Annotated in this window: 17 protein-coding genes; 6 read left to right on the forward strand and 11 right to left on the reverse strand. The window is 66.1% G+C overall.

What is annotated here, in order from left to right; all coding sequences use genetic code 11:
* Positions 1-2 precede the first annotated feature (2 nt).
* The 5 genes from LK535_RS13740 to LK535_RS13760 form a co-directional block, all read right to left on the reverse strand.
* The gene (locus tag LK535_RS13740) at positions 3-3188 is read right to left on the reverse strand and encodes an efflux RND transporter permease subunit (RefSeq protein ID WP_227772494.1); all 3186 of its coding nucleotides are present in this window, start codon (positions 3186-3188) and stop codon (positions 3-5) included.
* 94 nt (positions 3189-3282) lie between these two features.
* Positions 3283-4545 carry an efflux RND transporter periplasmic adaptor subunit gene (locus LK535_RS13745; protein ID WP_227772495.1) on the reverse strand — a complete coding sequence of 421 codons (1263 nt, stop codon included), beginning with the start codon at positions 4543-4545 and terminating at the stop codon, positions 3283-3285.
* A complete protein-coding gene (locus LK535_RS13750; protein ID WP_227772496.1) occupies positions 4542-4919 on the reverse strand; it encodes a hypothetical protein in 378 nt (125 codons plus the stop codon). The genes LK535_RS13745 and LK535_RS13750 overlap by 4 nt, the downstream gene beginning before the upstream one ends.
* Before the next feature lie 541 nt (positions 4920-5460).
* Positions 5461-7758, reverse strand: a complete 2298-nt coding sequence (locus LK535_RS13755; RefSeq protein ID WP_227772497.1) for a PAS domain-containing sensor histidine kinase — start codon at positions 7756-7758, stop codon at positions 5461-5463.
* 112 nt (positions 7759-7870) lie between these two features.
* Positions 7871-8488 (reverse strand): response regulator transcription factor, encoded by a 618-nt coding sequence (locus tag LK535_RS13760; RefSeq protein WP_227772498.1) that lies wholly within the window; start codon positions 8486-8488, stop codon positions 7871-7873.
* A 475-nt stretch (positions 8489-8963) separates the two neighbouring features.
* Between LK535_RS13760 and LK535_RS13765 the strand changes: the two genes are divergently transcribed.
* Both LK535_RS13765 and LK535_RS13770 read left to right on the forward strand, forming a co-directional pair.
* A complete protein-coding gene (locus tag LK535_RS13765; protein ID WP_227772499.1) occupies positions 8964-9200 on the forward strand; it encodes a hypothetical protein in 237 nt (78 codons plus the stop codon).
* A gap of 41 nt (positions 9201-9241) precedes the next feature.
* The gene (locus tag LK535_RS13770) at positions 9242-9550 is read left to right on the forward strand and encodes a response regulator (RefSeq protein ID WP_227772500.1); all 309 of its coding nucleotides are present in this window, start codon (positions 9242-9244) and stop codon (positions 9548-9550) included.
* Between the two features lie 101 nt (positions 9551-9651).
* Here the strand turns inward: LK535_RS13770 and LK535_RS13775 are convergent, their stop codons facing one another.
* Positions 9652-10698 carry an amidohydrolase family protein gene (locus LK535_RS13775; protein WP_227772501.1) on the reverse strand — a complete coding sequence of 349 codons (1047 nt, stop codon included), beginning with the start codon at positions 10696-10698 and terminating at the stop codon, positions 9652-9654.
* A 203-nt stretch (positions 10699-10901) separates the two neighbouring features.
* Here LK535_RS13775 and LK535_RS13780 point away from each other — a divergent pair, with 203 nt between their 5' ends.
* The gene (locus LK535_RS13780; RefSeq protein WP_227772502.1) at positions 10902-11492 is read left to right on the forward strand and encodes a uracil-DNA glycosylase family protein; all 591 of its coding nucleotides are present in this window, start codon (positions 10902-10904) and stop codon (positions 11490-11492) included.
* A gap of 37 nt (positions 11493-11529) precedes the next feature.
* Here LK535_RS13780 and LK535_RS13785 read toward each other — a convergent pair whose 3' ends face one another.
* From LK535_RS13785 to LK535_RS13795, 3 genes are read right to left on the reverse strand one after another with little or no spacing between them, the layout of a single operon-like run.
* Positions 11530-12366 (reverse strand): uroporphyrinogen-III synthase, encoded by an 837-nt coding sequence (locus LK535_RS13785; RefSeq protein WP_227772503.1) that lies wholly within the window; start codon positions 12364-12366, stop codon positions 11530-11532.
* Entirely contained in the window at positions 12351-12839 is a 489-nt protein-coding gene (locus LK535_RS13790) for a hypothetical protein (protein ID WP_227772504.1), read from the reverse strand. The genes LK535_RS13785 and LK535_RS13790 overlap by 16 nt, the downstream gene beginning before the upstream one ends.
* Before the next feature lie 11 nt (positions 12840-12850).
* On the reverse strand, positions 12851-13054 hold the full coding sequence (locus LK535_RS13795; RefSeq protein ID WP_227772505.1) for a hypothetical protein: 204 nt from the start codon (positions 13052-13054) through the stop codon (positions 12851-12853).
* A gap of 209 nt (positions 13055-13263) precedes the next feature.
* Between LK535_RS13795 and LK535_RS13800 the strand changes: the two genes are divergently transcribed.
* From LK535_RS13800 to LK535_RS13810, 3 genes are all read left to right on the forward strand, one after another.
* Positions 13264-13494: a GGDEF domain-containing protein gene (locus LK535_RS13800; protein ID WP_227772506.1), complete on the forward strand. Its 231-nt coding sequence runs from the start codon at positions 13264-13266 to the stop codon at positions 13492-13494.
* A 15-nt stretch (positions 13495-13509) separates the two neighbouring features.
* Positions 13510-14949, forward strand: coding sequence for an NAD-dependent succinate-semialdehyde dehydrogenase (locus LK535_RS13805; RefSeq protein ID WP_227772507.1), 1440 nt, complete (start codon positions 13510-13512; stop codon positions 14947-14949).
* Between the two features lie 112 nt (positions 14950-15061).
* Entirely contained in the window at positions 15062-17137 is a 2076-nt protein-coding gene (locus LK535_RS13810) for a M13 family metallopeptidase (protein ID WP_227772508.1), read from the forward strand.
* 53 nt (positions 17138-17190) lie between these two features.
* Here LK535_RS13810 and LK535_RS13815 read toward each other — a convergent pair whose 3' ends face one another.
* Both LK535_RS13815 and LK535_RS13820 read right to left on the reverse strand, forming a co-directional pair.
* Positions 17191-18786, reverse strand: a complete 1596-nt coding sequence (locus LK535_RS13815; RefSeq protein WP_227772509.1) for an ABC-F family ATP-binding cassette domain-containing protein — start codon at positions 18784-18786, stop codon at positions 17191-17193.
* Positions 18787-18948: 162 nt separating this feature from the next.
* Positions 18949-22002, reverse strand: a complete 3054-nt coding sequence (locus LK535_RS13820; protein ID WP_227772510.1) for a TonB-dependent receptor domain-containing protein — start codon at positions 22000-22002, stop codon at positions 18949-18951.
* Positions 22003-22237: the final 235 nt, after the last annotated feature.

Here is a 22237-nt window from a genome sequence, read left to right on the forward strand (position 1 = left end):
CCTCATTCGGCCGGCTGCAGCGCGGGGTCGGTATCGGCGGCGGGGCGGCGACGGCCGCGCCCGATCCGCTCCGCCAGCCCGCGGCAGACGACGTAGAAAGTGGGGGTGAAGATCAGGCCGAAGCCGGTGACGCCGATCATCCCGAAGAACACCGCCGTGCCCAGCGCCTGGCGAAGCTCCGCGCCGGCGCCGGTGGCGATCAGCAGCGGCACCGCGCCCAGGATGAAGGCGAAACTCGTCATCAGGATCGGACGAAGCCGGTCCTGCGCCGCGCGCACCGCCGCCTCGACCGGCGACAGGCCTTCCTGCTCCTCCGCCTGCTTGGCGAACTCGACCACCAGGATCGCGTTCTTGGCCGCCAGTGCGATCAGCACGACCAGCCCGATCTGCGTCAGGACGTTATTGTCCATGCCGCGCAGGTTCACGCCGATCATCGCCGCAAGCAGGCACATCGGCACGATCAGGATGATCGACAGCGGCAGGAACAGGCTTTCATACTGCGCCGCCAGCACCAGGAAGACGAACACCACCGCCAGCGCGAAGACGATCCCCGCGGTGCTGCCCGCCACCTTTTCCTGGAAGGCGATGCCCGTCCATTCGGTGCCATAGCCCTTGGGCAGCGTCTCGGCGGCAAGCTTCTCCATCGCGACCAGCGAGGCACCCGAGGAATAGCCGGGCGCGGTGTCGCCATCGACCTCGACCGCCGGGAAGAGGTTGTAGCGCGTGACGCGGTACGGCCCGGTCTTGTCCTCGAAATTGGCCACCGATCCGATCGGCACCATGCTGCCGGCGTTCGACCGCGTCTTGAGGTTGGCGATATCCGCCGGGGTCGAGCGAAACGGCGCGTCGGCCTGCGCGGTCACGCGATACGTGCGGCCGAGCAGGTTAAAGTCGTTGACGAACGCACTGCCGAGATAGACCTGCAGCGCCTCGAACACGCGTTCCGGCGGCACGCCCAGCATGTCGGCCTTGGCACGATCGATATCGGCAAAGATGCGTGGCGTGGCGGTGTCGAAGAAGGTGAAGACCTGCGCCAGCCCTTCCGTCTCGTTCGCCTTGGCGATCAGCTTCTGGGTTTCCTCGCCCAGCTTCTGGTACCCAGCGCCCTCACGATCCTGCACGATCATGCGATAGCCGCCGGCAGAACCGATGCCCTGGATCAGCGGCGGCGGGATGACGAGGATGCGCGCCTCGTCGATGTCCGCCGTCACCTTGCGTGCCTCGTCCATCAGCCCGGCGAAGGTGACGCCAAGCTCGGCGCGCTCCTCGAAGGACTTGAGGGGAACGTAGGCGGCGGCGGTGTTGGGCGCGAGCGTCTGCGACGGGCCGTCGAAGCCGGCGAGCATGACGACGCCCTTAACCCCGGCGAGCGGCAGGATCCGCTTTGCCACCTTCTGCACCACCGCATCGGTGCGCTCGACCGAGGCGCCGGCGGGCAGCTGAACGACGGTGAGGAAATAGCCCTGGTCCTGCGCCGGAATGAAGCCGGTCGGCGTCGCCCAGAACACCGCCCCCGTCGCGGCGATGAGGCCGGCATAAGTCAGCATCATCCGCTTGGGCCGGCGCACCAGCCGGTCGGTGAGCCGCGCATAGCGATCGCTCATCCGCTCGAACCCGCGGTTGAACCAGTCGCCGGCGCGGGCAAGCGCGCGGGTCACGCGGTTGCCGTGCCCTTCCGCCTCATGCCCTTTCAGCAGGATCGCGGCGAGCGCGGGCGACAGGGTGAGCGACACGATCAGCGAGATGATCGTCGCGGTCGCGATCGTGACCGCAAACTGCTGATAGAACGCCCCCGACATGCCGGTGAGGAACAGGGTCGGCACGAACACCGCGCAGAGCACCAGCACGATCGCGACCAGCGCGCCGGACACTTCGTCCATCGACGTGCGCGCCGCCTCCAGCGGTGTCAGCCCATTGGCGAGGTTGCGCTCGACATTCTCGACTACGACGATCGCGTCGTCGACGACGATGCCGATCGCCAGCACCAGGCCGAACAGCGACAGCGTGTTGAGCGAATAGCCGAACGCCGCCAGCACCGCGAACGTGCCGACCAGCGACACCGGGATCGCCACGATCGGAATGATCGCCGCGCGCCATTTCTGCAGGAACACCAGGATCACGAGGACGACGAGGATCATCGCCTCGAACAAGGTATCGATCACCGCATCCACCGATTGCGCGATGAATTCGGTCGGGTTGTAGATCACGCGATATTCCAGGCCCTTGGGGAAGGACTTGGCCATCGCCTCCATCTCCGCCGTCACCTTTTCGGCGGCGGCGAGCGCATTGGTGCCCGGGCGCTGGAACACCGCCGCGATGACGGTCGGCTGGCCCGAGAGATAGGTGTTCGAATTATAGTCCTGCGCGCCAAGCTCGACGCGGGCGACATCGCGCACGCGCACCTGATGGCCATCGGCGTCGGTGCGCACGATCACGTCGGCGAACTGCGCCGGATCGACGAGCCGCCCCTGCGTCTCGACGTTAAGCTGGAAGGCATTGCCTTGCGCATAAGGCGGCTGGCCCAATGTGCCCGCGGCGACCTGCACGTTCTGCGCGCGCAACGCGGAGACGATGTCGCCCGCGGTGAGGTTCAGCGCGGCGGCGCGGCCGGGATCGATCCACACCCGCATGGCATAATCGCGGCTGCCGAACAGGCGCACATCGCCGACGCCGTCGATACGGGCAAGCCGGTCGCGCACCTGCGTCAGCGCGTAATTGGAAATGTAGCCGCGATCGAGTGACCCGTCGGGCGAGATGAGGTTCACCACCATCAGGAAGTCGGGCGAGGTCTTGCGCGTTACGACGCCCAGCCGCTGCACCTCCTCGGGCAGGCGCGGCACGGCCACCGCGACGCGGTTCTGCACCAGCACCTGCGCGGCATCGAGGTCCGTGCCGATCTTGAAGGTGACGGTGATGGTGACGACGCCGTCGCCGGTCGACTGGCTCGACTGGTACAGCATGTTGTCGACGCCGTTGATTTCCTGCTCGATCGGCGCGGCGACGGTTTCCGCCACGGTCTCGGCGGATGCGCCGGGATAGGTCGCCGTCACCGTGACGGTCGGCGGCACGATGTCGGGATATTGCGCGACCGGCAGTTGCCAATAAGCGATCGCACCGATGATGGTGATGATCACCGCGATGACGCCCGCGAAGATCGGGCGAGTGATAAAGAAGCGCGACAGGCGCATGGCAGGCTCCCCGGAAACGAGGATGGAAGGGATCGGCCTTTGAGAGCCGAGCTAGATCATGGGTCCGTTCGTTGCGGACCGCTCGGGGGCGGCTCTACCGCGCTGCCAAGGTTGCCTGGCCGGGGATGGTGCCCTCACCGATCGTGACGGATGCCGTTTCGCGTGTCGGCGTAACTCGGCCAACGCGCACCTGAACCTTGGTCCCTGGCATCGCCATCTGCGTTCCGCTGATGACGACGCGGTCGCTGGGCTCCAGACCGCTGCGCACCACCCGCAGGCCGTCGACCACCGGGCCGAGCTTCACCGTCTTTGCCGCAACAATGCCGTCGGCGCCGACCGTCAGCAGCGTCTTGCGCGCCTGATCGGTCTGCACCGCCGCGTCGGGCACCAGCATCGCCGGGGCCGCACCGCCGCTCGCCAGCCGCATGTTGCCGAACATGCCGGGTGTCAGGAACATGTCCGGATTGCGCAACACGGCGCGTCCGCGGATCGTGCCCGAGCGCGGATCAAGCGCGTTGTCGGTGAAGTCGAGCCGGCCGGACCAGCGATATTGGCCTTCGTCCTGAAGCTTGATCTCGACCGTCGATGGGGCGGCGCCCGATGCCTGCGCCCGCTTCGACTTCAGAAACAGGGCTTCCGAGCCGTCGAAGGTGAAATGGATCGGGTCGAGAGCGTTGATCGTGGTAAGCAACGTTCCGCTGGTGTCTCCGCCAGCGACCAGATTGCCGCCGTCGATGCGGCGATCCGAGACGCGGCCGCTGATCGGCGCGCGCACCTGCGTGAACTCCACGTCCAGCGCCCGGGCACGCACGCGCGCCTGTGCGGCCGCAAGCGCGGCGCTTGCCGCGCGGACCCGCGCGCCGAGCTGATCAAGGTCGTTCTTCGACACGGCATCGTCGGCAACGAGGCGGTTTGCGCGGTCGAGATTGGCGCGGGCGAGCGCCATTTCGCTCTGCGCCGTGGCGAGCCCGGCCTGCGCCTCCGCCAGCGCGGCCGTGAATGGGCGCGGATCGATGGTGAACAGCAACTGGCCCTTCTTCACGATGGCGCCATCAGTGAAGTGAACGGCCGTAATGGCGCCCGAGACGCGTGGCCGCACCTCCACGGAGTTGCTGGCTTCGAACCGGCCGACATAATCGTCCCACTCGGTGATCGTGCGGACGAGCGGTGTTGCCGCGGTGACGGTGGCGGGCGGGGGTGCGGCAACCGCCGGCTGTTCGCGGTTGAGCAAGATGCCGGCAGCGGCAATGGCCAGCACGGGCGCGGCCATCACCGCGCCGATCCGCCATCTGGCGGGCCGCCGTTCAATGGGAGACGTCACTTCGGCAGCGGCCTCGATCCTGCTGTGCATGTTCATGCGCGTTGCGCCTTGTTGAACGTCGCCATGCGGATGCTGGCGAGCATGGTGTGATAATGGCCAGTGGTGAAGCCGGCGGCGAGGAAGTCCGCCATCTCGCGTTCCGGCACGGTGTTGCGGTCCTGCCACGTCAGCACGGCGAGCCGTCGCAGCGCCTCCAGCCGAGGATCGGCAAGGCGCGGATTGGGTCGCCGGCCGAACAGGTTGCCGAGCGCCACGGAGAGCCGCCCCGGCTCCCGCAGCGATGCCGGCGTGTCGCGGCGCGCCAGCACCACCACTGCCCATTCGAGCGGCGAAAGACGAGCGCCGGTCTCCCGACCCGCAGTTGCGGCATTCTGGACGGCACCGAACGCGTCGAACGCGAGATAGGCCATGAAAATTCCCCTTTGTCTGATGGGCGCGCGCGAACCTCCGGCAATCCGGATCAGCGGCTGACACGCGCAGGAGCGATCACCGCCACGCAGAGCGCGCAGCCGGCAGGTCGCGAGAAGATGAGGATGGGAACGCGCGGGCTACGGCCCGGCGGCGGCCCCATTGGAACAAGGAAGCATTTCAGCGCCCTTTCGGCAGGAGCACCAAGACGGCGCTCGTTCAATACCGCATGGTATAGAAATCGTGCTGCTCTGCGTCAACTGGTTTTCTGTACCAGCTGGTATTTTTTGGCAAGAGCTCATCTGCTCATGCGGCGTAGAACCCGGGCCAGGTCCTCGATCGAATATGGCTTGTGGAGAAGCTCGAAGCCGTGCGCGCCTTCCTGCGCGAGCATATCACTGTATCCACGAAGGCGATATGGGTCTGCGCCTTCCATGGCTGCACCTCCGGGCGTTCGAAGACGCTGATGATCAACCCGCATCCTTCGACTTTGCCGCATCGAGGTTCGCCTCACTCAGTAAGCCCGCGCTTGTTCCAGCGGCCTCACTCGGGAGGAGAGGTGGGCCCCACAAGCTGGTTTATTCCTGCAGTAAGCGACTCGATCTTGTACGGCTTGCGGAGGATCGGAAACTCTCGCTCGTTCTTCGGTATGAACTGCTTGCTACTGTAGCCGCTGGCCAGGAGCACGGGCACGTCTCCGTAGGCCTCCCTGATCTGCTTCGCCAGATCAAGGCCGCTCATTCCCGGCATCACGATGTCGGAGAATACCAGATCTACCGAATGATGCTTCATGAGCTCGAGCGCCTCGTCGCCGTCCGTCGCCTCGATGACCACGCAGCCGAGATCATCGAGTAACTGTCGTGCGAAGTAACGAACGTGCTCACTATCCTCCACGACGAGAACCCTGAGCCCCGGCGGGACCACGGCCTGGCCGGTAGGCGAAGCATCCCCGCGCCGCTGCTTGCTCGTGCGGGGGAGCCAAAGTTCGACCGTGGTGCCGCGCCCTACCTCGGATTCCAGCTTGGCCGATCCGCCAGATTGAACGGCATAGCCATGGATTTGAGACAAGCCGAGGCCGGTTCCTTTGCCCGTGGGCTTGGTTGTGAAGAAGGGTTCAAGGACACGCTGGAGCGTTTCGGTTGGGATCCCGTGGCCGGTATCACTGATCGACAGCGTGACACCTTCGGCTTCGTCGCGCGTGACGTTTCTGGTTGCGACGGTGATCCGCCCACCGTCCGGCATGGCATCGCGTGCGTTGAGTACCGCGTTGAGCAGGGCGGCTTCGAGCCCCGTAGGGTCGACCTCGACCAGCCATAGGGCTGGCGCGAGATCTAGCTTCAGATCATAGAGGCTGCCGAGCGTGCGCTGGAGCATCTCGCTCAAGGCATCCAGGCGCACGCTGAGGTCGATGACCTCGGGCTCGAGCGGTTGGCGGCGCGCGAAGGCGAGCAGTTGAGAGGTCAGGCTGGTTGCCCGCTCTGCCGTCTCCAGCATGACGCTCAGGTAGCGGTTGCGCTTGTCGACCGGCAGGTCAGGCTGGCGCAACATGAAATCCGCCGAGCCGTGCATGACCGTCATCAGGTTGTTGAAGTCGTGCGCGATACCGCCCGCGAGTTCACCGAGCGCTTGCAGCTTCTGCGACTGGAGCAGCGCTTCCTGGGTTTGTCGAAGCTCAGCCTCAGCCTGCTTGGGCTCCGTAATGTCGCGGGTGATCTTGGCGTAGCCGACGTGCTCGCCGGCTTCGTTGTAGATCGGGTCGATGAGGACGTGCGCCCAGAATAGCGACCCGTCTTTACGAACGCGGCGCGCCTCGGCCTCGAACTTGCCGTCGCGCAACGCGGTTTCCAGCGCTATCGCAGGCTTGCCGAGCGCTCGATCGTCCTCCGTGTAGAAGAGCGAGAAGTGCTGACCCAGCACTTCGTCTTCCTCATAGCCCTTGATGGCGCGTGCCCCCGAGTTCCAGCTCGTGATCCTCCCCTGCGGATCGAGCATGTAGATGGCGTAATCGCGCACCCCCTGAACGAGCATACGAAGCTGCAGCGCGCTATCGTAGGTCTCCTGCTCGAGGCGCCGCCTGTCAGTGATATCCCTGGTGATCTTGGCGAAGCCGACGAACTCGCCATCTTCGTGGATGGCGTCCACCACGACATGCGCGAGGAATTTCGTACCGTCCTTGCGCAGCCGCCAGCCCTCCATCTCAAAGCGCTTCTGTTCAAACGCTGTCTTGAGGATGCGGGCGGGAAGGCCGTCGCGTCGGTCCTCCGGAAGGAAAAACCTGGAAAAATGCTCGCCGATGATCTCCTCGGCCTCATAGCCTTTGAAACGACGCGCGCCGGCGTTCCATGTAGCGACGTGCCCTTGAGGGTCGAGCATGTAGATGGCGTAATCGTCGACCGACCCGACGAGCAGCTGGAAGCGACGCTCGCTCTCGCGCAGGGCCCGCTCGCGCTCCTTGCGTTCGGTGATGTCGCGGGTGATCTTGGCGAAGCCGATCAGCTGGCCGGCATCATCGCGAATGGGGTCGAGAATGGCGTTCGCCCAAAAACGGGTGCCGTCCTTGCGAACACGCCAGCCTTCCGCCTCGAAGCGACCTTCTCGTGCTGCCGCTTCAAGCGCCAGAGCGGGGAGGCCGGCATCGTGGTCCTCCTGGGTGAAGAAGCGCGAGAAATGTTCGCCGATGATCTCGTCCGGAGCATAGCCCTTGGATCGCGCAGCGCCCGCGTTCCAGGTCACAATGCGCCCGTCCGGATCAAGCATGTAGAGCGCGTAGTCAGTGACCGCGTCGACGAGCCGCTGAAACGTTTCCGCAGGTGGCTGCTTTTGGAACTCGGACGTCGGCAAGATCTGTTCCCGTGTTAGCTTCCCGGCTCACACCCCAGACCAAAGTCCATAGTGGGTCGAGAGGAGCGTGCAACGGGATTTCGCATGCATCTTCCCGAGCGTCTTCCAACGCTTACAAGCCCGCCTCGATCGCTACGCGCATGGCTTCAGCCGCTGTGGATACCCCCAGGCGCTTCACCAGGGCGCCGCGATGCATCTTGATGGTCTTCTCGGCCAGGCCAAGGGCCTCACCGATCTGGCGGTTGCGCATGCCTTGTGCCATCAGCCGCAGCACGGCGCGTTGCTGATTGGTCAGGCCGCTTATCCGCTCCACCGCCATTGCCCGGGCTTCGCCGGGCTGCGTGCCACTGACTTCCATCTGGCTGCCAACGAAGTAGGCTAGGTTGCCTTCTTCGTCGAAGAGAGGAGCAACCATCACTGCGTTCAGGAACGCGCTGCCGTCTTTACGATAATTGACCAGTTCGACCACGGCAGGTGTGCCCGACGCGACAGCGCGGCTGAGCGATGCCGATTGCGCGCGTGACGTCTCGGGCCCCGCGAGAATACGGCAGTTCCGGCCGAGTAGCTCTGCCTCGGTGTAGCCGGTCAGCTGCTCGAAGGAACAATTCGCGGCGATGATCGGATTGTCTGGCGCCTTCGGATCGGTGACGATCGAAGCGATCGGGGACAGCCGTATCGATCGAACGAGTTCCCGTTCCTCCCTGACGCGCCTTGTTGAGCCATCCTGCATTCGTCGCGCCCTGTCGTACTCCAGTCTTGGAGCGTGCAGCCGGCTCGCTCCGCGGCTTGCATGACGGTGCGCAGTCAAGCGCGTCAAGGTTCATGCCAGCCCGTAAAGGCATGCCGTTCCTGACGCGGGTCGCGGCAGGCGAATGCCACGAGCCCTAACGCCGGCAGCGAAACCAGGGCGACGTTTGCCTAAACCTTCGTGCCGTGGCGCGTACGACATCAGGGGCGGACAGAGGCTCAACCACTTGCCTCGATAGCCACCGGTGCGAGACGCTTCGACCATGACTGCGCCGACGTCCTGCGGTAAGTGTATGGCCAATGAGTAGCTTTCTGCCCGGGAACGACCCGGAAAGGACCGCCCCGGGCTCAACCGGGGCCTACACCTTCTCTGACCGACTGGGCGTGTTCGGCGGAGGGAACGGGCGGATGATCGCGAGTCATGACTGGTCCGCCTCGCCGCTCGGCGCATTGGAGTCATGGCCACACTCGCCTACCGCGAATGCCCGATCGTCAAGGTCGACGACCTTCGCACGGATCCGCGCTTTAATAAGCAAGCCCGCGCAGGGCTCCAGGCGCGGCAAGTCGGCGCCTATTTCGATGTGGTCCTGTTCGAAAAAGGGCCTTGGGTAAGCCTGCTCGCCCCGCAAAGCGCTACCCCTCGCACATGGACGTCCTCCGAGGGGGGCTTTTCCGCGAAGTTGGCGAACGGGTGAAAGTGGCGGTCGACAGCGCGCGCCGAGAAGAGCTGGTCCGCATGAGCACGGCCGATATGCTCGGAGATTTCGGCTATGCGGTGATCGAAGCGTCATCAGGAGAGGAAGCTCTTTCCTTGCTACGGGGCAACGAGCCTTTTGACCTCCTCGTGACCGATCACCTGATGCCCGGCCTAAGTGGCACCGACTTGGCTCGCGAGGTGCGGGCCGCCCGGCCTCTTACGCCGGTATTGTTGGTCTCCGGATATGCCGAAACCGAGGGGGTCGACCCGGACCTGCCGCGGCTGACAAAGCCGTTTCGCAAGGACGAACTGGCCGTGAGCCGCGCGCAGCTGACTCCCGCTACGTAACTTGTGACTGACATTAGCGCGGCTTGGAACGGCACGTCCCGTTCCAGCGGCACCAGGGAAGCAGTGCGCGCGGTTGCCGCGTGCCCGCGCGAGCTATGTTTTCAGGCGAGCAGATCCTCGACCTTGTAGAAGCGAGCGGCGGCGCCGGCGAACAGTTCGTGCTTTTCGTCGGCGCTGGCCCCCTTGGCTACCAGCTTGAAAGCGTTCCACAGCGTGCCGTAATCGGCACCCCAGCGATCGACCGGGAAGTTGCTTTCGAACATCGCGCGGGCGGGCCCGAACGCGGCGATGCACGTTTCCACATAGGGGCGGAACAGCTCCGCCAGCCGTGCGGAGGTGGTGCGGTTGTCGGGGCCGAGCTCACCCAGCTTGCAAAAGGGCATGGCAAGCCCGCCCAGCTTGACCGTGACATTCGGGCAGGTCGCCAGTTCCTCGATGGCTGTCTTCCACGCGGCGAAACGCTCGTCATGCCGGCCGGCATAGGTGCCAAGGCCCAGCGGCGTTCCGACGTGATCCAGCACGATCGGCTGTTCGGGAAAGGCGCGGGCGAGAGACGTTACGTCGCCAATCTGCGGCTCCACCACCCATGCGTCGAACGTCAGCCCGCGTTTGCCGAGTTCCGCAAAGCCTTCGCGAAAGGTTGGGTCCGAGTAGAGACCGGCCGGTGCATGCGCCAAGGGGCCAAGCACTTCCGGATCGGGATCATGCGCTCCGATATGCCGGATGCCGCGGAAGCGCCCGTTGCCAGCGGCGATCTCCGCGTCCAGCACCGCGCCGACGCGCGCGCCCAACGTCAGGTCGGCCTGTCCGACGATCCCGGCGCAGGCGCGGAACGGGCCGTAGATCCCGCTGGCCGATTGGGCCGCGACGCCGTTGACGAACTCGACCTCACCCACGGGCTTCAGCTCGACTGGGCCGTCCGCGCGATAGAAGGCGCCGCACTGAAGGAAGACGGTGCCGATCACATTGTGCCCGGAACCGCGGCAGTCGGCGAGCAGCTCGTCGAACAAGTAGCGCGGGCTCTGCCGGGTGATACGGCCAAAGGGATGGGCGATCTCCGGCATTCGCGGCAGCGCAGGGGAGAAATCCCAGAGGTGATGATGCGGATCGATGATGCGCAGATCCGGATCCAGAATGTCTTCGGTCATTGCCGATACCCCTCCCGTGGCTCAGGTCAGTGATCGGCAGATCCCGCCCGGCCTGTGCGCGGCATGCCTTCGCGGGCGCCGCCATTGGCGATACTTTGTCGTCGCGTGGCACCGGGCGCAAGTGGGCGTGCAGGCGAGGTGCGAAGCCGCCGTGTGAGAGACGGTGGCGAACGCGCCCCCATGCCCCCACATCGAGCCGCAGAATGGCAGTCTCCGATCCTGCGAACGATCTTCCTGAACTGTTGCGCAGGGTGCGGGCGTGCACCGCCTGCCGCGACCTGCCGCTCGGGCCACGACCGATCCTGCAGGTGTCGGCGAGCGCGACATTGCTGGTCGCCAGCCAGGCGCCGGGTACGCGTGCGCATGAGAGCGGCGTGCCCTTTTCCGACGCGTCGGGCGAACAGCTGCGGCGCTGGATGGGCGTGCCGGACGACATATTCTATGACGCCAGCCGCGTAGCGATCGTGCCGATGGCGTTCTGTTATCCCGGCCGGAGCGGGGGCGGTGATGCCCCGCCGCGGCGCGAATGTGCGACTTTATGGCGGCGGCCGCTCCTCGACCTTTTGCCGCAGCTGCGCCTGACGCTGCTGGTCGGCAGCTATGCGCAGAACCATGTGCTGGGGCCGGGCAAGATGACGGATCGGGTGCGGGCGTTCAGCCAGCATCTGCCTGGCGTCTTTCCGCTTCCGCATCCGTCGTGGCGGTCGAATGGCTGGATGAAGCGCAATCCCTGGTTCGAGGCGGAGGTGCTGCCGGTATTGCGCCGCCGCGTGGCGCAGGCGCTCACGCCGTAGCACGGATCCCGGCGGGCGAGGACCCTGCGACTGCAGGTCAGGCGGCGGGCGGGGGACCTTCGCCGGGATCGAAGCCCTTGCCGTTGCCGCCGCCGGGTGGCCTGTCATTGTCATTGGCCGGCTTTCCCGGCCGGGCAGGCGAGGGGGAGCCCTCCGCTGAAGGCGGAGTGCGAAACGGCAATCGGGGCGGTTCCGCGCGTTGAACCAGGTCGAGCAGGGCGGCCTCGTTCGGTTGCGCCGCATGCCGCGTCAGCACGCCCGGCATGCCGGCGAACCTGCGGGCACAGGCTTCCGAGATGCACCACACCTTGCCGCGCCAGGTCGTGCCGGCGAGCACCCGCGCCACCCGATCAGCGGCGCGGGGCGAATGCACGACGATGCCGTCGATCGAGCCGAGCCCGTTTCTCACCTGCAGCAGCCAGCGCAGCGCCACCGAATGCGCTGCGTAAACCACCCTGCGATCAACCAGATAGCCGAAGCGCCGCAGCATGGCGCGCAGATCGCCGGCGACGTCGCGCGCGCCGAAATGGACGAGGCGGCCGGGGGCAGGGAGCTGTTCGCGGATCAGCCGCTGCAAGGCGAAAACATCGCCGTTGGCGGAGCGTACGTCAGCATAGCCGGCGCGCACGGCCGCTGCCGCCGTACGGTCGCCGACCGCGAAGACAGGAATGTCCACAAGGGCGGTCTGGCGGGGATGGTGCCTGACGCCGTTGATGCTGGTGAAGACGATCGCATGGGGCGGCGTGAGCGGGGGCTCCGCCGGTGTGGGGCGCACATCAAGAACCGGTACGCAGACCGGCTCGTGCCCGAGATCGCGAAGTTTGGCGGCCGTTTTTGCATTCTCGGGGGCCGTTCTTGTTACCCAGATGCGCATGGCGCGGCCCTCCCCGGCCTGCCAGCGGCGCAATCCGGCCTCCCCAGAATTCGCGGTGCCGTCACCTCCAGCACCCGGACTTCCACGAGGCGACCCGAAGCGTGCGGCCAGAGGATCTGCTGGCCGGAACGCAGGCCGAGGAGCGCGGCGCCATAGCGGCTTTCGATGCCGATCACGCCGGCCTCGTCCGCGGCGCCGTGGATCAGCCTGCCGCGATGCTGCCGCCCCTGAACCGAGAACAGGATCTCGCTTCCGAACCGGGCGAGATCATCGCCGGGCCAGTTCCTGCGAGGGCGCCGCGACATGGCAAGCTTGGTGGCGAGCAGGCACGCCAACAGCTCGTCATCCATGCCAAAGACGACGCGGTGCAGATGGCGCACCTCCGCCGGCTCGATCTCGACGGAGAGATCGGCGTGAAGCGTGGTCCAGATCCGGACCAGGGAATCGACGGCCGTGGGGCAGATCGCATCCATGATCCGCCCCCTCAATGTTCGGCCGGCGCGCGAATGCCGCTGCGCCGCATGCGCGCCAGCTGCTGTACCCGGCTGGTAAGGGCCCGCGCGCGGGGGAAGATCTTGCTGTCCATCGCGCGGAACTCGGGATCCGAGGAAAAGAACCGGAAGCCACCGGGAACCCGTACCGCGACGCCGACGGGCCGTCTGTCCGCTTCGACAAGAAACCTGTCCATCATGCACCTCCAAACAAGCGAACGGCGCGCCGGAAGAGAGGGCGCGGCATCGTTCAAGTTGCAGACATCCGGTGCGATCACCGGCTGGAGGAGAGCCCTAGGTCGGGCGCCTAAGCGACGGCGCCGCCCAGGGCCGGCAGGCGTTCGGTGCTGCTGCCCGGATGCACGCCGATGTGCGGGATGATGGCCGTGAAGGACATGAATTGAACATGGACCTTTGGAGGGGAAAGTCAAACCCAGCGCGGCCCGGCACGCCCCCCGGGTTTCGATATGGCGGGGAGGAGTTCCTCATCATCCTCACCGGCAGCACGCCCGCCGATGCGGCGGCGATGACGAAAAGAGCGGCGGATGGGCTACATGGCGGGCCGCTCACCCGCTATCTCTGCTCCGTCCCATACGACCGGCGGCGCTTCTCGCTGGCCGGCCTGACGACCAAGTGACCCGACGGAGTGCCAATGACCTATCCCGACACACAGCTTTTCATCGACGGCCGCTGGCAGGATGCGGCGGATGGCCGCTCGCTGGCGGTGCAGAATCCGGCAACGGGTCAGGAGATCGGCCGGGTCGCCCATGCCGATGTCGCCGATCTCGACCAGGCGCTGGCCGCGGCACAGCGCGGTTTCGAGATCTGGCGCGATTACACCCCCGCCGCACGCAGCCGCATCATGCGCAAGGCCGCCGGCCTCATGCGCGAGCGCGCGGGTGACATTGCGGCGCTGCTGACCCAGGAACAGGGCAAGCCGCTGGTGGAGGCCAAGGGCGAGGCAATGGCCGCCGCCGACATCATCGAATGGTTCGCGGAAGAAGGCTTCCGCGTGTACGGCCGTCTTGTCCCGCATCGTACCAACCTGTCCATTCGCCAGATGGTGGTGAAGGATCCGGTCGGGCCGGTTGCCGCCTTCACGCCGTGGAACTTCCCGATCAACCAGATCGTGCGCAAGATCGGCGCCGGGCTTGCCGCCGGCTGCTCGATGATCGTCAAGGCACCGGAAGAAACGCCGGCGAGCCCGGCCGCGCTGATCCGGGCGTTCCAGGACGCCGGCCTGCCCGAAGGCGTGCTTGGCCTGGTGTTCGGCAACCCAGCGCAGATTTCCGAATATCTGATCGCCAGCCCGATCATCCGCAAGATCACCTTCACCGGCTCCACCCCGGTGGGCAAGCTGCTCGCCGGCATGGCCGGGCAGCATATGAAGCGGGTGTCGATGGAATTGGGCGGGCATGCGCCGGTGATCGTGTGCGAGGACGCGGATCTCGACCTCGCTGTCAAAAGCGTCGGGCGGGCGAAGTTCCGCAATGCCGGGCAGGTCTGCATCTCGCCCACCCGCTTCCTCGTCCACAACAGCGTGAAGCAGCCGTTCGCCGAGGCGCTGGCGGCGCTGGCGCAAGGGATCAAGGTCGGCAACGGGCTTGAGGAAGGCATTGAAATGGGGCCGCTCGCCAACCCGCGGCGGTTGACCGCCATGGCCGAGTTTCATGAGGACGCCGTGGCAAGGGGCGCCACGGTGCTGGCTGGCGGCGGGCGGATCGGGGATGCCGGGAACTTCTGGGCGCCGACCGTGCTGGCGGACGTGCCGCTGGAAGCGAAGCTGTTCAACGAGGAGCCGTTCGGCCCGGTTGCCGGCATCCGCGGCTATGACGATCTCGGCGAGGCGATCGCGGAAGCCAATCGCCTGTCCTACGGCCTTGCCGGCTATGCCTTCACCCGGTCGCTGGCGAATGCCGATCTGCTCGCCCGGCGCGTCGAGGTCGGCATGCTTTGGGTCAACACGCCGGCCGCGGGCAGCGCGGAGCTGCCGTTCGGCGGGATCAAGGATTCCGGCTATGGCACCGAAGGCGGGCCGGAGGCTTTGGACGCATATCTGAACACGCGCGCGGTGGTCGTCGCCAACGTGTGATCGCGCTCCATCAGCGAGGCGCTGGCATGGTAATAAATGTTACCATGTTGGCCCTCGCGCCCAGTTCGGTCTACAGCCGGCGGCGAACGACCGAAAAGAATTGGGAAATTCCATGCTGACCCTAATCCGTACCGGCGCGTTGCTCGCCTCCGTCTCGCTGGTGGCGGCCTGCGCCAATGCCGATCGTCCCGTCGCCTCCGCACCTGCGGCGCAGACGGGCACCGACGGATCGGCGCAGGCCAAGGCGAATGCGCCGCAGATCGGCACCTTCGGCTTCGATGTCGCCGGCATGGACCGCTCGATCGCGCCAGGCACCGATTTCTACGGCCATGCCAATGGCACCTGGGCGGCGAACACGCCGATCCCGGCCGACAAGTCCAATTACGGCATGTTCACCGTGCTGGACGATCTGTCGACGGAGCGCACGCGCGGGTTGCTGGACGAAGCGCGGGCCAAGGGCGATTCGAAGATCGGCACCGCTTATGCGACCTATCTCGACCGCGCCGCGATCGATGCCAAGGGGCTGGCGCCGATTCAGCCGTGGCTGGGCAAGATCAAGGCGCTGACCAACAAGGCCGGCTATGCCGCGCTGCTGGCGGAAGCGGACCGGATGGGCATCGCGACGCCCGTGCGCAGCTATGTCGGGCAGGACGACAAGAATCCCGAAACCTATATCGTCCGGCTCAGTCAGGGCGGGCTCGGCATGCCCGACCGCGATTATTACCTGTCGAGCGACGCCAAGCTTGCCGAGACGCGCGCGGCGTATCTCACCCATCTGACACGGATGCTGACGCTGGCCGGGGAAGCCAATGCCGCGGCGCGGGCAAAGGCGATCCTTGATTTCGAAACCGGCATCGCGCGGGTGCACTGGACGCGGATCGACAGCCGCAATCGCGACAAGGCGTATAACAAGCTGAGCGTCGCCGAGCTGACACGTACCGCGCCCGGCTTCGATTTCGCAGCCTATCTCGCCGGGATCGGCACGCCCGTCAGCGAATTGCTGGTTGCGCAGCCGACCGCCATTGCCGGCGAAGCGCGGCTGATCGCGTCCACGCCGGTCAAGGTGTTGCAGGACCAGCTGATCGTGCGCAGCCTCGAAGGCTATGCCGACGTGCTGCCCGCCGCCATTGATCAGGCGGTGTTCGCATTCCAGGGCACCGTCCTGTCCGGCACGCCCGAGCAGGAGGAGCGGTGGAAGCGCGCGGTGTCCTTCACCAGCGAGGCGCTGGGCGATGAAGTGAGCAAGATCTATGTCGCCCGCTACTTCCCGCCGGAAGCGAAGGCCGCCGCTGATGCGCTGGTCCGCAACGTCATCGCCGCCATGGACCGCCGTATCGACCAGCTCGACTGGATGGCGCCGGAAACCAAGGCCAAGGCGCATGAGAAGCTCGCCGCCTTCACCCCGAAGATCGGCTATCCCGACCGCTGGCGCGATTATTCCAACCTCCAGATCGTTTCCGGCGACGCGTTCGGCAACAAGGTGCGGGCGGCGCATTGGGCGCATGAATGGAACATTGGCCATCTCGGCAAGCCGCTGCAGCGCTGGGAATGGGGCATGACGCCGATGATGGTGAATGCCTATGCCAATTTCGGCATGGTCGAGATCGTGTTCCCGGCCGCGATCCTGCAGCCGCCGTTCTTCGATCCGAACGCCGATCCGGCGGTGAATTATGGCGGCATCGGCGCAGTGATCGGCCACGAGCTGAGCCACCATTTCGACGACCAGGGTGCCAAGTACAACAAGGAAGGCCGTCTGACGGACTGGTGGACGCCGGCCGATGTCGCCGCCTTCAAGAAGCGGACGGACGCGCTGGTGGCGCAATATGATGCGTACGAGCCGTTACCCGGCATGAAGGTGAAGGGCGCTTTGACGCTGGGCGAGAATGTCGCCGACCTCGCCGGGCTGACCGTGGCGCACGATGCCTATATGGCCTTGCTCGAGGGCAAGGCGCCGCCGGTGATCGATGGCTTTACCGCGGACCAGCGCTTCTACCTTGGGTGGGCCCAGGTCTGGCGGCGCAATTACCGCGAAGCCAATCTGCGCCAGCGCCTGTTGACCGATCCGCATTCGCCTTCCCAGCAGCGCGCATGGATCGTCCGCAATCTCGATCCCTGGTATCCGGCGTTCCAGCCCGACGCCGGATCAAAGCTGTTCCTGGCGCCGGAGCAGCGCGTCCGGATCTGGTGATCCGATGCGAGCCGGGCCGGTGCCGCCGCGACGGCAGCCCGGCCCGGCGGCAATCAGCGGGCGCTGCCTGGCGGCCGCGTTATCTCGAACGTGCGGTCGATGCGGATCGCATCAAGGAAGCGCTGGTCGTGGCTGACGACCAGCAGGGCGCCGTCAAACGTCTGAAGCGCGCGTTCGAGCACGTCGATCGAGTCCACGTCGAGGTGATTGGTGGGCTCGTCGAGGATCAGCAGCCACGGCGGCTGTGGCCCGGACAGCGCCGCCGCCAGCCCCGCCCGCAGCCGTTCGCCGCCGGACAGGCTGCCGACGAGCCGCTGCGCATCACGATTGCGAAAGGCAAAGCGGGCGCAGGCGGCAAAGGCGGCCTGATCGTCAAGCGTGGGATGTAGCCGCCGCAGGTTGCCGACGATCGTGTCTGCCGCATCCAGCAAGGCGACATGCTGATCAAGCATCGCAATCCGCTCGGCACGTCGCCGCACGATACCAGCCGTCGGCACCAGCGAGCCGGTGGCGAGCCGCAGCAGCGTCGATTTCCCGGCGCCATTCTCGCCCATGATCGCCACCCGCTCCGGCCCGTGGATCGCCAGCGTCCATGGGCCGAAATGGCGGCCGCCGAGATCAACGCTGGCCTCCTTCATGGCCAGCACGTCCGCTTGCGACGGCAAGCCGGTGGGCGGCAGATCGATGGTGAGCGGGGTGAGCACCTCCACGCGGGCACGAGCATCGTCGCGATGGCGCGCCGCTTCCTCGATCTGCCTCTCGGCCAGGCGCCGCGCGTCACCGCCGCTGTTTTCCGCCCGCTCGGCTCGGGCACCCAGCAGGATCTTCGGCTCGGAGCCTTTGGCGGCAAAGGCGCGGCCGGCCTTGTCGCGGCGATCCTTCGCCTCTCGCGCCGCCTGGGCGGCGAGGCGGGTCGCCTGCCATGCCGCCTCGCTCCGTTCGCGCTCCGCCGCGGCGCGGGCGAGTTCCGCGTCGCGGATGGCGGCAAAGTCGGACCAGCCGCCAGTGACGATCCTGATGGCGATGGGGCTCAGCTCGAAGATCCGGTCCATGCCCTCGAGCAATTGCCGGTCGTGGCTTGCCACCAGCACCCCGCCGCGCCAGCCATGAACCAGCCGCTCGATCGCCATGCGGCCTGGCCGGTCGAGGTTGTTGGTCGGCTCGTCCAGCAACAGCAGGTCCGGCCGCTCGATCGCCAGCCGGGCGATGCCGATGCGCGTCCGCTCGCCGCCGGACAGGCTGGCGATGCGGCGGTCTGGGTTGATCCCGGCCAGCCCGACATCGGCCAGCGCCGCCTCGATAACGCCGGGAAGCTGCCAGTCGGCGCCTGCGAAATCCTCTTCGCTGCCGCTGCCCGCTTCGATGCGGCGGATGATGGCGAGCGGCTCGGCGACGCCGAGCGCTTCGGCAATGGTCTGCTCATCGGGCCAGTGCTGGACCAGCATCCCCGCGGTGCCGGCGCGACTGACCTTGCCGGATGCGGGCGAGACATGGCCCGCCGCGATGCCAAGCAGCGTCGACTTGCCGGATCCATTGCGGCCGACAAGGCCGATCCGCTCGGCCCCGATCGATAGCGTCAGGTCGTGAAAGAGGGTGCGGCCCTCAGGGGTGGCGGCGGAAAGACGCGAAAGCGTGAGAAAGCTGGACATGGACACCGGAACAGGCGGGAGAAACAGGGCGGGCTGCGCTGATCTTCCGGTTGTTCACGAGAGTGGCTCCTATCCAGATGGGCCACGATTATAACCTGCAACGGGCCACGGCGCCACCCGCGGCCCGTTCCACGCAGATCGCCTCACCGCCGCGCCCGCCATTCAGAACGACAGGCGGACGCCCGCATACATGCGCCGCAGCAACGCGTCATAGACGCCGGCCTCGGTATCCTGGCCGGTCGATGCGCCGATATCGGCCAGATAGGGCGGCTTGTTATTGAACAGGTTGTCGACGCCCAGATAGAATTCGAAGCGGTCCTGCACGCGATAGCGCACCTGCGCATCCAGATAGAATTCCGGCGCGATGCGGAAGGCGCGGTCGGTACGCGACAGATCCGGGAAGTTCGAGATCACGAACTGATCGTCGAGATAGGACGCGCCGATATAGGTGCCGGTCAGTGTCAGGCCGAACCCGTCATTGTCATAGGACAGGTTGGTCGTGAACCGATCCTTGGCCGCGCCGATCTCCCCGGCGAAATAATCGCGATCCGACCCCGGCAGCGGGACGGCATAGCCTTTGAACAGGTGAGTATAAGAGGCGCGGATGCTGGCTGTTCCGCCCAACCCCCATTGCGAAAGATCCTGGCGGTACGTCAGCGTGGTATCGATGCCGGAGGTCTTCAGGCCGCCGCTGTTGCTGGGGCCGGTGTTCACTTCATCCAGCGAGCCGGCGCTGTTCGGGCCGAGCGGGGCGGGGCGGCGGACGATCAGGTCGCAATAGGACTGGATCGAGGCGTTGTAGCATTGGGTGAGGATGAACTGGAGCGGGGTGGAAACGATCGCGTCCTTCACCCGGATGTTGAAGTAATCGACGGTCAGGACGAGGTTGCGCAGCGCGTCGATCGACCGCGGATTGACCACCACGCCAGCGGTAAAGGAATCGCCTTTTTCCTCCTGAAGGTTCGGGTTGCCGCCGCCGAAGCTGGTAATGCCCTGAAGATCCGCCTGGTTGACGGTGAAGGCGCCGTTGGTGGCAATATTGGCGAGCACGCCGGGCGCCGCGCGGCAATTGTCGGCCAGGGTGCCCGTCGAGGCGAGCGTGATGCCGGCGCAGGGATCCTGCAGGCCGCTGGGGAAATCCTGCTGCGGTGCCTGGAACAGCTCGTTGATGTTCGGCGCGCGCACCGAGCGGGCCTGGATCACGCGGAAGCGGATGTCCTCGATAGGTGCCCATTCGCCACCGTAATTGTAGCTGAAGGTGGTGCCGACCGTCGAATAGTCCGACACGCGAACCGCGCCGCGAATGCTGAGCGAGTGGAAGAACGGCCGGTCCTGAAGCAAGGGGACGATGGCCTCGCCAAAACCTTCCCACAGGTGGAACTTGCCACGCGTGGAAGGCAGGGCATTGTTGCCGTTGAGCCCTTGCTGGGTCAGCGGGTCGAAATCGTTGCTGCTGCTCTCGCGCCGATATTCGCCGCCGATGCTGATTCCAACGGGATCGGCGCCGAATAGCGAGAATAGCTGCGCAGAGACGTTGGCGCCCGCCACCGTTTGCGAAACCCGCGCGTCGAGCGTGGTTGGCGCAGCGATATAGGAGGCGGCGGGGGCAAGCGAATTGATGCCGTAGAGATTGGCCGGGATACACCCCGCGGCGCGGGCGGCCGGATCGGCGCAGACGATCGTGCCCGTCGCTGGATCAACCACGGCGTTCAGCGCCTGGGTGAAGTTCAGGCTGTTGAACTGTCCGGTGCCGACCTGTCGCTCCTTCGTCTTACCGTAGATGCCATAAACTTCGTAGCTGACGCGATCGTCCAGCAGCTTGCCGGTGACGCCGCCAGCGATGCGATAGAGATCACGCTTGGCCGACTGCGAGCGTGAGCCGAGATCCGCGAGGCGACGATCGAAGAAGATGTCGCGCAGGCCATCACCGTCCGTGTCGGTGGCGGCATTGAAGATCGCGTCCGGCACGAACGGGTTGCGCACCGGCAGGCCGCCGACCAGCGTTTCGATCGGCACTTGCCCGCCGGTGGGGATCACCACCAGATCGGAACTGAGCGGGAAGGGCTCGATATTGGTGTCGGCCTGGGTGCGGGCGTAATTGCCCTCGATGAACACGTTGAACGCTGGCGATACTTCGAAATTCGCCCGGCCGGCAACGACATAGCGTTCAACCGGCACCGCGAGATAGCGTTGTGCCGAACGGTTGAAACCGCCGCAGCTGGTGTCGGTGCAATCGCGCAGCACATTGTCCGAGCCATAAGTGAAGACGGAATCACCGGCATAGAAGCGCCCGCCGGGCGTGAAGCCGGACAGGAGCGTCGTGGGCGTGAACAACTCGCTGGGATCGCCGGTGATGCTGCCGCCAAGGCTGGTGGTGTCGATCGCGCTGCTGCCCGCCTGCGTGGAGCGGTTGCGCTTCAGCACGGTGCCCTGTTTGGAATAGCCGCCGAACAGCATGACGTTGGCGCGATCATCGGCGAAATTCTTGCCGACCAGCAGGTTCACTTGCCGGTCCGCGCCGTCGCCCTGTTCCGAAATGCCTACCTGACCGTCGATCTGGATGCCCTCGAACCGCGTCTTGTAGACAAGGTTAACGACGCCCGCGACCGCATCCGAGCCGTACACGGCGGAAGCGCCGCCGGTCAGCACGTCGATCCGCTCCAGCATCTGGGTGGGGATGACGTTGAGATCCACCGCCTGGCTGCCCGGCTGCCCCGATACGAAGCGGCGGCCGTTCAGCAGCACCAGGGTGCGATCCTCGCCAAGGTTGCGCAGGTTCACCGTGGCGGCGCCGGCGCTTTGCGTGGCGAAGCTGGAATTGGTGCGGCTGATGCCCGGATTGCCGAACGCCGGGTTTTCCAGCAGCACGTCCTGCACGTTGATCGCGCCGGCCTGCTGGATCTGCTCCACGCCAACGACCTGCAATGGCGAGGCGGATACCGCCTGCGGTGATGCGATGCGCGATCCGGTGACCACGATGTCGCTGCCGCCCTCCTCGGTTGCGCCGCCGGCCTGGGCAGTATCCGTGTTCCCCGCCGGTGTCTGTCCGGTCTGGTCGGCGGCGGGCGGGGTGGTCGTCGGGGCGACTTGTGTCGAGGGTGGTTGCGGCTGCTGCGGCGGCGCGCTGGCGGCGTCCTGCGCAGCGGCGGCGGCGGAGACGCTGACCCCGACAAGGAAGGTGGTGGCGAGAAGCGAACGGCGGCAAGCGAGGAACATGATACGCCTCCTCAGTCCCACGCGGCAGAAGCGGGGATCGCGCCTGCCGGTTGGAAACTCGGCTTTGATCCGAAGGGCGGAACGCGAGGGGGCAGCAAAGTTCCGGAAGCTGACGGATAGATCCGTTCTGTGGCAGCCAGGATACGACATAGGTTTTGTGCGACGCAGCGGAGGCGCGCTGCGCGACCGCTCAGCGCCCGCGAGGGCCGCGGCTTCTCGACGCCAGGCGGTGCAC

Source organism: Sphingomonas sp. IC4-52 (assembly GCF_020707225.1).
GTDB lineage: Bacteria > Pseudomonadota > Alphaproteobacteria > Sphingomonadales > Sphingomonadaceae > Sphingomonas.